The 14,374-nt window shown below is 68.5% G+C and carries 12 protein-coding genes; 5 read left to right on the plus strand and 7 right to left on the minus strand.

The genetic code is table 11. From position 1 onward, the window contains the following. Nucleotides 1-33: 33 nt before the first annotated feature. The 7 genes from ACFWVP_RS16595 to ACFWVP_RS16625 form a co-directional block, all read right to left on the minus strand. Nucleotides 34-1,539 (minus strand): ATP-binding protein, encoded by a 1,506-nt coding sequence (locus tag ACFWVP_RS16595; protein ID WP_384497245.1) that lies wholly within the window; start codon nt 1,537-1,539, stop codon nt 34-36. 26 nt (nt 1,540-1,565) lie between these two features. Then, nucleotides 1,566-2,018, minus strand: coding sequence for a DUF6238 family protein (locus tag ACFWVP_RS16600; protein WP_384497246.1), 453 nt, complete (start codon nt 2,016-2,018; stop codon nt 1,566-1,568). Between the two features lie 42 nt (nt 2,019-2,060). Continuing rightward, a complete protein-coding gene (locus tag ACFWVP_RS16605) occupies nt 2,061-3,533 on the minus strand; it encodes an SCO6880 family protein (RefSeq protein WP_384497248.1) in 1,473 nt (490 codons plus the stop codon). Nucleotides 3,534-3,681: 148 nt separating this feature from the next. Beyond that, nucleotides 3,682-5,103 carry an ATP-binding protein gene (locus ACFWVP_RS16610; protein ID WP_384497250.1) on the minus strand — a complete coding sequence of 474 codons (1,422 nt, stop codon included), beginning with the start codon at nt 5,101-5,103 and terminating at the stop codon, nt 3,682-3,684. A 27-nt stretch (nt 5,104-5,130) separates the two neighbouring features. Then, entirely contained in the window at nt 5,131-5,820 is a 690-nt protein-coding gene (locus ACFWVP_RS16615; protein ID WP_384497251.1) for a hypothetical protein, read from the minus strand. Then, a complete protein-coding gene (locus ACFWVP_RS16620; RefSeq protein ID WP_266621993.1) occupies nt 5,820-6,128 on the minus strand; it encodes a DUF6112 family protein in 309 nt (102 codons plus the stop codon). The genes ACFWVP_RS16615 and ACFWVP_RS16620 overlap by 1 nt, the downstream gene beginning before the upstream one ends. A gap of 90 nt (nt 6,129-6,218) precedes the next feature. Further along, the gene (locus tag ACFWVP_RS16625) at nt 6,219-7,352 is read right to left on the minus strand and encodes a C40 family peptidase (RefSeq protein ID WP_384497253.1); all 1,134 of its coding nucleotides are present in this window, start codon (nt 7,350-7,352) and stop codon (nt 6,219-6,221) included. Between the two features lie 578 nt (nt 7,353-7,930). Between ACFWVP_RS16625 and ACFWVP_RS16630 the strand changes: the two genes are divergently transcribed. The 5 genes from ACFWVP_RS16630 (at nt 7,931) to ACFWVP_RS16650 (ending at nt 14,061) form a co-directional block, all read left to right on the plus strand. Further along, nucleotides 7,931-8,677, plus strand: coding sequence for a DNA-methyltransferase (locus ACFWVP_RS16630; RefSeq protein WP_384497255.1), 747 nt, complete (start codon nt 7,931-7,933; stop codon nt 8,675-8,677). A gap of 254 nt (nt 8,678-8,931) precedes the next feature. After that, a complete protein-coding gene (locus ACFWVP_RS16635) occupies nt 8,932-9,492 on the plus strand; it encodes a hypothetical protein (protein ID WP_384497257.1) in 561 nt (186 codons plus the stop codon). A gap of 1,227 nt (nt 9,493-10,719) precedes the next feature. Further along, entirely contained in the window at nt 10,720-11,796 is a 1,077-nt protein-coding gene (locus ACFWVP_RS16640; RefSeq protein ID WP_384497258.1) for a tyrosine-type recombinase/integrase, read from the plus strand. Next, nucleotides 11,793-12,122, plus strand: a complete 330-nt coding sequence (locus tag ACFWVP_RS16645) for a helix-turn-helix domain-containing protein (protein WP_384497260.1) — start codon at nt 11,793-11,795, stop codon at nt 12,120-12,122. The genes ACFWVP_RS16640 and ACFWVP_RS16645 overlap by 4 nt, the downstream gene beginning before the upstream one ends. Nucleotides 12,123-12,138: 16 nt before the next feature. Beyond that, nucleotides 12,139-14,061, plus strand: a complete 1,923-nt coding sequence (locus tag ACFWVP_RS16650) for a hypothetical protein (RefSeq protein ID WP_384497262.1) — start codon at nt 12,139-12,141, stop codon at nt 14,059-14,061. The last annotated feature ends 313 nt before the right edge of the window (nt 14,062-14,374 follow it).

The following is a 14,374-nucleotide window of genomic DNA, read 5'->3' on the forward strand; positions in this document are numbered from 1 at the left end:
GGAGGGTGTTAGCGAGCAGACGAACCCACGGGCTTATGCCGACATGCGGGCGTCGGTGTCGAAGAGTTCGCGCTCGGCCGGGTGCAGGATGTGCTGCGTGATGAAGGAGCGGCCTGCGACTTTCCACAGGCCTCGGCCCTTGGTCAGGGCGGAGACTGCCTGGGTCTCGACGCCGGTCAGACCGAGCAGTGAAGCGGCTGCGGCGAGTTGGTCGGGTTCCTGGCGGTAGATGATGCGGGTGGAGCAGTCGGCGAGGAGGCCCTCCGCCAGCACCCGGCCGCGTGAGCCGGCATCGCCTGCCGAGAGCAGATCCGACAACCGGTGGATGACCATGAGGTTGGCGATGCCGAGGCCGCGGGAGAGTTTCCACTGGGACTGCATGCGTTCCAGCAGGCCGACGTGCCGCATCACGCGCCACGCTTCGTCGTAGATCATCCAGCGTCGGCCACCGTTAGGGTCGGCGAGTGCGGATTCCATCCACGCCGAGGCGCAGGTCATGGCCAGGACCAGGGCGGTGTCGTCGCCGGAGCCGCTGAGGCGGGAGAGGTCGATGGACAGCATCGGGGTGGCCGGGTCGAAGGTCACGGTCGAGGGGGCGTCGAACATGCCGCTCAGGTCGCCGTGCACCAGGCGGCGCAGGGCGTGTGCGAGGTCCTGTGCGGCGGGTCCCATGTGTCCGGCCTGGTCGCCTAGGGCCCGGTCGAGGCGCTCGGGCGAGCCGAGGGCGTGCGCGATCTCGCCGAGCAGCGGCACCGTGCCGACGGCGTTGGCCTCGGCGACGACCAGGTCGAGCGCGAGGTCCAGGGCCGTGTGCTCCATGGGCAGGAGGTCGCGCATGAGGACGGTGCGGGCGAGGCTGGCCAGGAGCAGGAGGCGGCGCTTTCGGACCTCGGTTACCCAGTCGCTCTCGCTCACTGAGACGGGCCGGGCCGGGGCATCCAGCGGGTTCAGCCTGCCGGGGAGGCCCGGCCCCAGCGCGATGCTGTAGCCGCCGAGAGCCTGTGAGACGGCCGTCCACTCGCCCTTGGGGTCGCAGGGGACGTAGACCCGGTAGCCGTGGGCGATCGCCCGGGTGGCTATCGACTTGGCCAGCGCACTCTTGCCCATGCCGATGATCCCGGCCAGGACGGCGTTCGGGTTGGTGAAGCCCTCGATCCTGCCGCTGCTGTACAGCGAGAACGGGTCGTAACAGAAAGCTGCTTCGGCGTGTACGTCGCGGCCGATGAAGATGCCCTCCGCGCCCAGGCCGCCCTCCGCGAGGAAGGGGTAGGCCCCGGACACGGTGGCGGTGGTCATCCGGTGGGCGGGCAGGCGCAGTTTGCCGCCCCGAGCCGAGGAGGAGCCGGGGCGCCCGGACGACGGGAAGACCGGGCGCAGCTCCGGATCGAGGAATTCCGCGGCACGGTGCTTGGGCGCGGCGCCGGCCAGGCGCGCCTGACGACGGGCCTCGGCGAAACCGCTTCGGGCGGCCCGCTGCTCGGCACGGGTCGCCTTGCGGGGGACGAACAGGTGGGAGGCGCAGGCGCGGGTGCGGGGCATGAACGTTCTCCAAGTGGAAGGCGGGGTCAGTGGCGTACGAGGCCGGTGAACGGTGCGTGCAGGTCGGCAGGGGTGGTGCGGCGGCGCACGATGCGCGCGGTGCGCTGGTGGCGCTGGCAGACGGTCAGCTCGGGCGCCCCTTCGGGCAGGGCGGCCCGGCACGCCTCGGGTTCGGTCACTTCGCCGGAGTCCGGCCGGGGCGCCGCGTGGTAGGCGGTGTGGATGTGGTCGGCGGCCTGCCAGGCCCTGGTGCGGGCGGCACGGAGGGCGTCGCCCTCGACAGGGACGAGCTGTCCCGTGCGGGAGGCGTGGGCGTCGAGCAGTTCGTACAGCGAGACGAGATGGGCGTGCAGGGCGTCCAGCTCGGGTCGGGTGGTGACGAGCGGACCGCCCGGGATGTTGAGCGCGCGGTGGAAGTCGAGCGCGGCGGTGGCGAAGGGCACGAAGTCCTGCGCGGTCGTACTGGCGGTGCGGGACATGCGGGCGCTCTTTCACAGGAGAGAAGGGGACGAAGGCCGGTTTCAGACGGTGCGGGCGAGCGGCATGGCGGCGGCGGTGAACGCCTCGGCCTGCTGCCAGGTGAGCGGCCGCAGATCGAGCTGCGCGCCGACGGCTGCGGTTTCCACGACCGCGCAGGCGGAACGCAGTTCCTCCTCGGAGTCGGCCGAGACGGTCAGCAGCCCGGTCAACGCGACGTCCGCGTGCCCCGCGATGAGCTGGCGTTCACGGGACTTGATGTCCTGGTACTCGATCGAGTCCGCCTCGGAGTCGACCTGCCCACGCCGCGTCCGTTCCGCAGCATCCGCGATCACGCTGGCCTTCCTGCGCTGGACGTCACGCAGAGCGGCGTCCAGACCCTTCGGCTCGTACGACAGCGACAGCGTGCGCCGTACCCCGGCGGTGAACAGGAGCTGGTGCAGGAAGCCGGCCGAGGTTTCGGTGCGGGGCCAGTTCTCTATCCAGTACGTGGCGTGGACGGCCGAGTCGGTAGCGATGTGGTCCGCCTTCTCGACGACCACGACCGGGCCGGCGGCAGCGGGCTCTGCCTCGGGGCGGCCGCTGACCGACCAACGGGCCAGTGCGGAGAGCGCCTTGGGATCGTACGCGGTTCGAACGACAGCCGCGATCTCGCGAGCGGTGAGCCAACCCGTGGGGTTGAGCCCGGCGGTCCGTGCGGCCTGGTCGAACGTCGAGGTCAGTTGGCCCAGGACGTTGAAGGATCCGGTGAGGCCGCCTCCGGCCTGGTTGATCAGGCGGCGTGCGGCCTTGGCGTCCAGCGACACGGCGACGTACGCCTCGTGCGGTGCCGCGGCCGGGCCCGCGCTCCGGATCAGTTCGCCATAGATCGCACCGGCCATGGGGGTGTCGGGCCGGCCGTTCTCCTCCCAGTACCGGCGCAGCGCGTCGCCGGAGTCCGGGACGGTGCGCTCGATCACCTGGATCCTGGCTACCTGGCCGGTACGGGCCAGAGCGGCAAGGGCGCGTCCCCAGCCGCTGACGTTGGCGTTCTGCGTACCGGGGTCGAGCAGAGCGTAGGCGCGGGAGGAGACCTTGACGACGGCGGTCAGCGTGCCCGTGTGCGGGTCGTGGACCGCGCCGTAGCGGCGGTCGGGTGCGGTGACGACACGCAGACTGGCCGCTGTGCCGGGCAGGTGGAGGAGCCCTTCGCGGACCGGGCGGTGCGAGGGGCGGGTGAGCCAGACCAACTGCTTGCGCAGCCGGCGGACCACGTATCGGGTGACGATCGGAGTCCAGTCGGCCAGGGCACGGCCTCGGTGGCGGACGAAGACGAGAAGGGCGACGGCGGCCCATACCGGAATGAGTTCGAGAGCGCCGACCACTCCGCGGGCGAGGATCACGGCGAGCAGGAGCAGACCGGCGAGGCCGACGATGATCAGCTGCGGGGCGGTCAGGCCGAGCAGGATGCCGCGCCTGCTGCGGTGCGGGAACTTCACGGTGGCCGTGGTGGTTTCGGCCGGGGGTTTGACGGACATGGCGGTTCCAGACGGTGGGAGCGGACTGAGGGCGAGGTGTGCGGTGCTCTTCTACTGGAGGACACGGCGAGGCTCCGTTTCTCCTGGCCGGTGGTGCGAGGGGAGCGGGGGCGGGCTGTGAGTGCAGCCCGCCCCCGGTTGTGGTTGGTCAGGAACCCGAGGGCGGCCAGGTGGGTTGCTGTATCCAGCTCGTCGGCGTCGGGGAACCGGTCGCCGACGGCTCCGTCGAGGACGGTGGCGGTGAGGCAGGGCTGCTCGGTCCCTCCCCGGGCGCAGGGCCGGCGGGGGACGCGGCACCGGCACGGACGACGCTGCTGACCGGAGCCGACGTGCCGGCGAACCGCGCACCCGGGGCGCATCCTTCGCCCCCCTCCGTTTCACCCTCGCTGGGCCGGGTGATGAGCGGCGGGATGCCGGAGCGCTGGATCAGGGCGCGGCCCTTGTCGCCGGTGGCGTTCGGGTCCTCGCCGTAGCGGAAGCTGGTCTGCGGCTTGGGCGGGCCGGAGTCGATGCCCTCCTTGCTGAGGTTGCCACCGGCGGGGTTGATGCCGGAGGCGACACCGTCGGTGCCTGCGCCCGGTACCTGGCTCGGACCCTGCGGCGAAGGGGCGCCTGCGCCGACCCGCATCGCCATGCTGCCCGCGGTCTTCGCGGCCCCCGCGGCGACCGCCATGCCGGCGACGCCGGTGCGGTGCAGGTCGTCATGGCCGCCGCCGTCGCTCGCCCAGTGGACGAACTTGTACGTCGCGTACGGGCACAGCAGGACCAGGACCATCACGACGATGCCGGCCATCGCGTCGGACAGGGCGGCCATCCCGTCGTGGGGGTCCGACTTGCCCATCGCCGAGACGCCGATGAGGAAGACCACGGTCATCAGTAGCTTCGAGACGACCAGGGTGGCGGTGGCCTCGATCCAGCCACGCCGCCACCGCTTGGCGACCTCCCAGCCTCCGCCGGCTCCGGCGAAGACGGCGAGGGAGACCATGACGAGGACGCCGACCTTGCGGGCGACCATGACGCCCCAGTACAGGAACGCGCCGATCGCGCATCCGAGGGCGACCAGGGATGGGACTCCCCAGCCGAGGCCATACATCGCCCCCAGCTCGGTGACCTTCACCACTCGGCGGATCGCGTCGTCGACCGAGCTGTTGGCCGCTTGGAACAGGCCGTCGGACAAGGCGTCGACCACGGTGATGGCGACGGAGGTGAAGGCGATGGCACAGAAGCTGAACAGAACACCGGTCATGGTGCCGATCGCTGCCTGGGCCAAGGCTCGATCGTCGCGTCGCCAGGCCGCGAGCATCAACTGGATGCAGAACGTGCCGACGGTCAGCGCGAGCCCGATGGGCAGCAGCAGTTCGTAGTTCTCCCGGAACCACGACGCGTTGAGGTCGATGGCGGTGGTCGCGTTGACGGTCCTGGCGGCGAGATCAGCCGCGCTGGCGGCCAGTTCACCCATGGACTTCGCGATCCATGCCCCGATGCCGTCGGTGACGGCCCCGGCGGGGTTGGTGGCGAAGTCGACAGCGCCGCAGACCTTGTCCATCAGCGGAAGGTCGCAGACTCCCATGGTGGTACCTCCTTTCCGGGCTGGGGATCAGGGCGCGACGGACGGCATGACGCCGGCCAGGGCGCAGGGACGGTCGGGCCGGCACTGGACCGCGAGGGTGGTGACGCGGTTCTCCGCACCACCGGCGGGCGAGCCGTTCCAGGCGATCGACTGCTTGCCGGAGACGGTCACCGCGTAGACGTACGCCTGCGTGATCGTCCCGGGGGCCGCCTGAAGGGCCTGGGTGAACGCGTCCGGGAAGTGCCCCTCGTTCACGGTCGCAGTGGCGAACTGGCCGTTGACGGCCATGTTCTTCCACAGCACGGGCGAGGGAACGACCGCGTCGACCGAGTCGCGGTCGGCGTACTTGCTCTCGGTGGTCAGCCACCCGTGCAGAGAGGTCAGCAACTCCGCCTGGGAGTACGCGCGGGTGTCGTAGGACCACAGAGCTGTGGCGGCTGCCTTCCCGAACGCGATCGGATCGTGCGTGTCCGGTGGGACCGGGAGGGCGGCGGAGCTTGTGATCGGCGACGGCGACCCGGCCGGCGAAACGGCCGGGACAGAGGGGGAGACCGAAGTTGCCTGAGTTGCAGGGGGCTTGGCGGGTTCCCTGCCGTCGCGGGTGAGGTAGGCGGCCAGACCGGCCAGGGCGACGAGCACCACCAGGACGGCGGTGCCGAGCAGCGCCCGGCGGCGCACGCTCGATGCGCCGCCGGGGTTCGAGGAGCGGGAGGACATCAGCGGACCTGCGTCCCCAGCGTGCTGAAGAACGCCACCACACCATTCGCGGCACCCAACAGGAGCGCCGCACCGGCGCTGACCAGCACACCCTTCTTGCCGTTGGCCTCGGCCTGGTGGCCGCCGGAGTGATGGCCCCACGCCCACACGCCCGCACTGACGGCGAGCGCGCCGACCACGGCGATGATGCCGAAGAGGTTGATGGAGCCCATCACCTGCTTGAGGACGGCGAGGCCGGGCAGCCCGCCCTCGTTCGGCTTGATCCCGGGGTCGTAGGCGAGCTGGACGACCTTGTCCGCGAGATACATGTAAGAACTCCAGTTCGATTCAATACGCGTCAAAGCCCGAGCGGGCGGAGCGACGGTGCGAGAGCGGAAGGGGGGTGGAGGAAGGGCAGATCAGGCGACTCGGCGGGCCGCGAGGATCTGCGGCTTCCAGGACGCGAGGGTCGTGATGCGAACCACGTCACCGGTGTGGGGGGCGTGAATGATCAGGCCCTGGCCGATGAACATGCCGACGTGCTCAGGAGTGCTGACCGACCCCTCGGTGAAGAGGAGGTCTCCTGGCCGGAGAGCATCGGCCGATATCGACTTGCCGTCCTTGACCTGCGTGTACGTCGTCCGAGTCAGGGTGACCCCGGCAGCCTTGTACGCCTGCTGCATCAGCGAGGAGCAGTCGCACCGGCCCATGGGGTCCGGCCCATGGGCGTCGGTGCAGCTGCCGCCCCACTGATACGGGGTGTCGAGCTGGCCGAGTGCCCAGCGGATCGCTGTCTGGACCTCGCGCGGAGCGTCCGCGGGAATCTCGTACCCGTCAGGCACCGCGCCCGCCGGAATGGTCCCGAAGCCGGTGCCGTCCCCGTCCGTCGTGCAGCCGCCCGCAAGGCCGGTGGGACTAGCCGAACCGGACGGCGAAGGAGCCGTTGATGCTCCGTCGGCCTTCGGCAGCAGGGGCTCGATCGCCTGCTGCAACGCGGTGGCCAGTGGCTCCCACTTGGCGTAAGCCTCCGGGAAGCCGGACCTCTGCACCGCCTGAGCGGCCTGGGTGACAGAGAGGGACTGCCAGCCCGAGACCTTCTTCAGCCCCTCGTAGAACTTGGTCGAGGCGTGCACCGGGTCGAGGATCTCGTTCGCGGTGCCCCACCCCTGCGACGGACGCTGCTGGAACAGTCCCAGCGAATCGCGGTCGCCGTAGGTCAGGTTCCGCAGTCCGCTCTCCTGCAAGGCCGTCGCCAGGGCCACGACCTGCCCACGGGCCGGAACGTTCATCGCGACGCCGGTGGCCTGGATCGTCTTGGCGTTGGGCACCTGCTCCGCCGGATCACCCAGTCCCGGCACGGAGACCGCTTCCTTTCCGCTGCCGTCCAGGATCGCCTTCACCTGAGCGGCGACGGCCGAGGTAGCCACAGGCGGTGTACCGCCTGCAGAGCAGGAGGCCGAAGCCGCCCCAGCGCCGAGGGCGAGGATCGGAACCGCCAGCAGTAGCGGACCGGCCGCGAAGAGACCGACGACGGCTCCGGTGGTCTTCTTCATCGGAGACACCGCTCACCGAGACGGTGATACCGGCCGGACAGCGTTGTTGGGTCGGGACGCGGGGGTATCAGTCCATGCTGCATCGCAGCGGCTCCTCGATGTTCGTAGGAGGCGTGGTGCCGGCTTCTCGTGCAAAGCCGCCGGCACCACGCCGATGTGAATCCGCCTCACAGGGCAGGCCCAGGCCACAGGAGTTGGTAGCTCCCGGATGCTGGTCGCAATTGATGGGCGGCAGCCGGCCGCGCTCGTAATCTCAGGCGGTACACCGGATCTCCTCACGGCTTCAGGAAAGAAGGGCCAACGGGATTGCCACGTTGCTCGCCCGAACGAGACAACACGGATAAGCGCAGGTCAACGGGTGCGAAACGAGGTTCCGACCTGGTGATGTGGCGAGACAGTAGACCGGGATTCCGGCCGCACCAAACGGCTCCCGGGCCCGACCCAGGTGCGTGAAGCGGCTCGTTAGGTGCGGCCGGAACTCGCGGTTAACCTCCGGCGCAACCCCGCTCGAAGCGACTGCTGTTGAACGCCGTCCGGAGCGGGCGCAGTCCCGCCGCGCACTGAAAGAGGTCCCGCACATGAGCTACACGCTGCACCGAGGCGACGCCCTCACCGTGCTGAAGTCCCTCCCGGACGAGAGCGTCGACGCCGTCATCACCGACCCGCCGTACAACTCCGGCGGACGCACCAGCTCTGACCGCACCGGCCGCACCGCCCGGGCGAAGTACGTCACCAGCGGATCCGCGCACGACCTGCAGAACTTCCCTGGCGAGAACCGGGACCAGCGGAGCTATCGGAGTTGGCTCACCGCCCTGCTCACCGAGGCATACCGGGCCTCCACCGAGCACTCGGTGGCCCTCGTCTTCTCGGACTGGCGCCAGGAGCCGACCACATCCGACGCTCTCCAGATGGCGGGCTGGACATGGAGCGGAACGATCCCGTGGATCAAGCCCGCCAGCCGGCCACGCAAGGGTGGGTTCAAGCAGTCGGCCGAGTTCATCACGTGGGGCGTCAAGGGCAGCCTGGCCAAGGATCGGGACCTCTACCTGCCCGGCCACTTCGTCGCCTCCCAGCCACGCAAGGACCGGGTGCACATTACTCAGAAGCCCGTGGAGATCATGCAGCAGCTCGTACAGATCTGCCCCGAGGGTGGCACTGTCCTCGACCCCTTCACCGGCAGCGGCTCTACTGGCATCGCCGCCCTGCGCGAGGGACGGCAGTTCGTTGGCGTCGAGCTGTCCGCGCACTACGCCGACGTAGCTGAGCAGCGGCTCCGCGCGGAGCTGACCAAGAGCGACTTCACTCTGGCCGGACCGGAGGCCTGAACATGAGAGCGAAGAGAGCCCTGGGCTGGCGGGACGCAGAGGCCGAAGGGCGGCTGGAGCATCGAGGAAGCGATGCTCCAGCTGCCCTTCTTGTTCAGTGCGTTGTGGCAAAGGGAGTCCCTGCTCATGTGCGACATCCCGCGAGTTCCCCTGAGCCCCGTTGAGTCCCCAACCTCGTGGCCAGGGGGTTCGTCCTCTCTCTGATGGCTCCTCGCGCCCTGACGTAATCTCGGGATTCCTGAAGCGTTCTCACTGTGTCTGACCGCTCGACGGTTAGCGTGAAGCGAGGGGTCTTCGGACTCGACGAGAAGACCGCGATGCGCTGCGCGGACTCTGCACCGGCGCTGCTGGAACAGGCCGCCGAACAAACCCGCGAGAGCCGACAACGCCCATCTGCCATTCTGCTTGCCATGTCCGCACGAAATCGAAGACTGCCCCGGCACCGTGCCTGGCCCCTGACCACCACCGACATCAACGAGTGTCTCGGCCCTTACATGAGCCGCGTCACGGACCTGCGGTTCCTCACGGGGCATGACCGCGGGACCATTGTCCTGGGAGCAGAATGGATCGCTCCGATGCTCCGCAACTACGGCCGCAGCATGCACCCGGACATGGTCGGCTTCCGCATAGACGTCCACCCCGTCGATGCCACTGAACGTGCTGCCACCCGCGCTGTTCTACGGGCGCAGGCCCTCCCGCAACTCCACGAATGGATCACGCAGGCAATCACCGCCGACGAGACCTGGCAACTGACTCCTCACCAGCACTACTGGCGGCTCACCGACGGCCACCTCACTCACCGCGACGAAGCGTGAAACCGGGCCCGCACGACACGCACACCCCCACATCAGCGAGTTCACGCGGGCGGGTTCACAACGAATTCAAGGGTCGTACCCGGGGACCGGGACACCCCACCCGCGGGTTCCCGCCGAAAAACCTTCAGTTCCCTTGAACTCACGGGACTCTTGGCCCGGTTCTCGTATAGCTTCGGCAGACAGGCATGTAGCGAAGAGTGACAGGGCATCCGGACCTATCGCGATAAATGCGTACATCTCACCAGCGGAAACGTGTGCCGGCGGCCATGTCTTAAAACGTGTACCTGACAGCCTGGATCGCGCAGCCTATTCTCTTGGCCACGTCTACTTAGAGGGGGAAGTAATGCGACGTCGTGTCACTGCGATTGTGACGGCCGCTGCTGCTGCGTGCGGTGCGATCATGGCAGCAGCTCCATCTGCTTCGGCATCGTCGATGGACATACTCCAAGTGTATGAGTACAGCCTTGGCAACGACAAGTTCGGCTACGGCGAGGCCACACTCAACTTCCCTTACAGCTATCTTGACGTATGTGACAGGGGAGCACCGGACGGCCGTCGGGCCGTAGCCCGAGTAAGCTGGACTGGAATGGTGGGTTCCCCTATCGAAGTCCAGGACGCGAATGGATCCAATAATGGCTGCAGCGGAGACGTGACCTTCCCTGGCCCTGCGAGAGGAACCGCCTATACCTTCCAGGTCTGCTTGCGCGACGGAACGGGTCCACTCCAGCAATGCGGCGACCTCCATAAGGGTTCCTGGTTTATCAGCTGAGGTCTGTGCAGCTTCGGCTGGTGAACCCGGGGCTGACACGCACACTGCTCAGTCCACCCTGCGCGCGTGCCCCGACCGGACAGCGCCAGGTTCATTGGCCGGATTGAGGTCAGCGGCCCACGTCGCTCGGCACCTGCCTGCCATGCATGGACGGTGCGGGCCTCGCCGCCTGATCAACACCGGAGCCCCTCGCCATCCGGCGGGGGGGCTCTTGTCGTTTCCGGGCTCGGACCGGTGCGACTCGAGGCGTGAAGAAGGTGGGCGTATCTCCTCCGCCCACCAGGTGTGTGCGACATCCCGTGAGTTCTCCTGAGTCTCACTGAGCGCCTGTCCTCGTGGCCAGGGCGTTCTTCCTCATTGGGGTGCTCTTCCATCTTGTGACGTAACTTCGGGATTTTTGAAGCGTTCTCATCTCGTCCGACCGTCTCGCAGTCGGGGTGAAGGTGAGGAGGCTCGGGTTGGCGCTGGCAGCCGTACGCGACCTACGCGAGTTCCGCGATCCGGTCTCAGCGGAGGAACTGGAGCAGTTCGAGACCGACGTGCTGGCCGGCTTCGTGCTCGCGCGGGCCTTTGCGGGGCTGACGGACGGCACGATCCGCGGTGATGTCGGGCACCTGGATCAGATGCGAGCCTGGTTCGGCCGACCGCTGTGGGAGATGGAGCCGGCCGACGCCGACACGTACTTTGGGAAGATGCTGCGGGGCTCGCCCAGCGGCACCCGGCTGGCCCGTGCACAGTCTCTGACCACGTATTTCCTGTTCTTGGAGTTGCGGCACAAGGTCGAGATCCACCGGATGACCGGACGGGTGGTCGAGTGCCCGATCGACGAGATGAACCGGCCGCGCGGATCCAAGGACGCGGCTCTGCGGATCCCGCCGACCGAGCCGGAGATCAAGACGTTGTTCACCGGCTGGGGCGGCGAGCTGGCGAGTTGCCGCAAGTTCGCCCCGACCGCGCGGAACTACACCGCGGCCAAGCTGATGTCCCAGGTCGGACTGCGGGTGAGCGAGGCATGCAAGCTCGACCTGGCCGACATCAAGTGGGACCTGGGCCGCTTCGGCAAGCTCCACGTCCGCCACGGCAAGGGCGCCCGCGGCTCGGGGCCGCGCGAGCGGATGGTGCCGCTGATCAACGGCGCCGACCGCACACTGCGGTGGTTCATCGAGGATGTCTGGGGCCAGTTCGACGACGATCACACCCGTCCCGGTGCCTCGCTGTTCCCCTCCGAGCGCAAGAACACCGACGGCTCCTCGCGCCGGGTCGGCGACGACGCACTGCGCAACGGCCTGGCGGCCGCAGCAAACGCCCACCTGCCCGGCTGGGCCGACACGCTCACACCGCACGTCCTGCGGCACTTCTGCGCATCCGAGCTCTACCTCGGCGGTCTTGATCTGCTCGCGATCCAGGAGGTCCTCGGTCACTCCTGGATCGCCACCACGATGCGGTACATCCACGTCCAGCAGACCCGGGTCGAGGACGCCTGGGCGGCCGGGCAGCAGCGGGCCGCGAAGCGGCTGGAAGGACTCCTGCGATGAAGTGGAACCTGCGGCTGACTGCCGCGAACAGAGGTATCTGGAAGGCGTCCGAGCTCCAGCGGAGCCTGGCCGAACACGGCATGGTGATCTCGGCCGGGAAGATGTCCGGCCTGTGGTCCGGGCACCCGGTCTCCCTCAAGCTGGAGGACCTGGACGTCATCTGCGTCGTGCTCGGGTGCGCGATCGGTGACCTGCTGATCCCTGAGCCCGAGAAGGTCAAACGCCCGGACCAGGAGGCGAGTGTCCAGGAGGCCACGACCGGCTCGGCGGTGACCCCGGCCGTGGTGCCCAAGCGGCGCGACGGTCGCTCGCTGCCCCCGATGTGACCAAGCCGTCATCACGATGGGGAAGATCAGCAACAACAAGCCGGCGACCTCCTGCACAGGTTGCTTCGCCTGGGGTCAGCTGCCGGGCCGGTACTGCCGCGGCTGCTACACCTACGGTCAACAACATGTCGTCGCGGAATGCCTCGGCTGCCGGCGGCAGGTCCCGGTCGATGACAAGTACGGCTACTGCCGCCTCTGCCGGGCCCAGGCATCCTGGGCGATCAAGGCCAGCGGCAAGGCATCGGTGATCGAACCGTATCTGCGGCAGGTGACCTGCCAGCAGCTGTTCTTCGCGAACCTCCAGCGGCCCAAGAACGGCGGGTCGCCGGTCGGCAAGGCAGGACGACGAGTACTGGAGCAACCGCCGCCTCCCGAACCGCCTCACGTGATCACCGGATGGGTGCAGCTGCCGCTGTTCACCCTTCCCCGCGACTTCCGCCGGTTCGACCGGGAACGGCACGAGGACCTGGCCAATCCCTGGCTGATCCGGGCCCGGCAGACCGCTCGGGCCCTGGGCGAGGTTCGCGGCTGGAGCCGTTGGATCGTCAGCGACGTCGACCGGGCGCTGATCATCGTGCTGTCCGGCTATCGCGAGGGCGAGTCGATCCGGTACTCCGAGCTCTTCCCGGCCCTGCGCGTCCGGGGGCTTCCGGTCGTGCGGACCGCCGAAGTACTCGACCGCCTTGGGCTGTTCAGCGACGACCGTGCCCCCACGGCCGACCGGTGGCTGGGACGCAAGCTCTGCGGAATGTCCCCGGGCATCCGTCGGGACGTTGAAGCCTGGGCACGGACTCTCCTCGACGGCGGCCCGCGGTCCGAGCCTCGCGCCCGGCAGACGGCATGGAACTACCTCAACGAGATCCAGCCGGTGCTGTTGGAGTGGTCCGGCCGCTATGACCACCTGCGAGAGGTCACCCGACAGGACATCATCGCGGCCCGGGACGCCGCCACCGGCAAACAGCGCGAGAGCCGGATCGTCGCACTGCGGTCACTGTTCCGGCAGGCGAAGAAGAACGGGCAGATCTTCCGCAACCCCACGATCCGCATCCGTGTCCCCCGGCAGACCGGCGGCGTCCTCCAGACTCTCGTCCAGGCGGACGTCGACGAGGCCATCGCCACCGCCACCACCCCGGACCTCCGGCTCATCATCGCCCTGGCCGCCGTCCACGCGGCAAGGCCCAAGATGATCCGCACCATGCAGTTGGAGGACGTCGACCTGGGCAACCGGCGTATCACTGTCGGCGGTCACATCCGCCCGCTCGACGACCTCACCCGCCGTGCTGTGATGGACTGGCTCGACCACCGGCGCAGCCGCTGGCCGACCACGGCCAACCCACACCTGCTGATCACTCAGAAGACCGCCGTCGAACTCGGCCCGGCCGGCAAGCTCTGGACCACCCGGGCCACCCGCAACCTTACCGCCACCCTCGAACGGCTCCGCGTCGACCGCCAGCTCGAAGAGGCCCTCACCCACGGCGCCGACCCACTCCACCTCGCCCTCGTCTTCGGCATCGACGAGAAGACCGCCATCCGCTACGCGGACTCGGCTCGCCGCACTTCTGGGAGAGACCGCCGAGCAGGCATCACAGTGACGAAATCGGCTCGCTCTGGCTCACCCTGTGACGAGATCATGGACAGATGCCGTCGACCGAATCAGCAGCCCGCGCGCTTCAGGACCATGCCGTGCTCTGGAGCATCGGCGAGAGCCGTGCCATTGACGTCGTCAACGCTGCCTGTGATGCACTCGTTGCCAGCCTCGACGGTCCCGCCCTGCGGATCCTGGCCGCTTGCACACGCGCGGAGGCGGATTACGACGTCCCCGAACTCCTTCCCCCAGCACTCGACGAACTGGGCCTCACCTTCTATCCGCCCGGCAGCGTTGGCGGCCAGGAAGCCGCCGCACGAGCACTTGCCGCCCGGATGGTGGCCGGCGAGCTGACCCCACGAGAGTTGGCCTTCCGGATCCACCAGCGCTTCGGACACGAGCTGCCGCTGGCCGAACGGCTCGCTGAACTCGATGACGAGTACGACACCCTTGAGTACAGCGACAGAACACCGGCGCAGGTCGACGCAGATGTCACGGCCGTAGCCCTCCGGCTCGCTCAGCATCCTCGTGTTCCAACCGAACCTACGGATGCACAGGCCTAAAGCACACCGTTGGACCCGTGGGTTCGCGCTGAATAGTCCTCGGTTTCTTTGAACCCACGGGGATCTCGAGCAGGGACTCCCTTTGCCACAACGCACTGAAAAGT

Origin of the sequence: Streptomyces sp. NPDC058637 (assembly GCF_042717325.1) — a bacterium.
GTDB lineage: Bacteria > Actinomycetota > Actinomycetes > Streptomycetales > Streptomycetaceae > Streptomyces.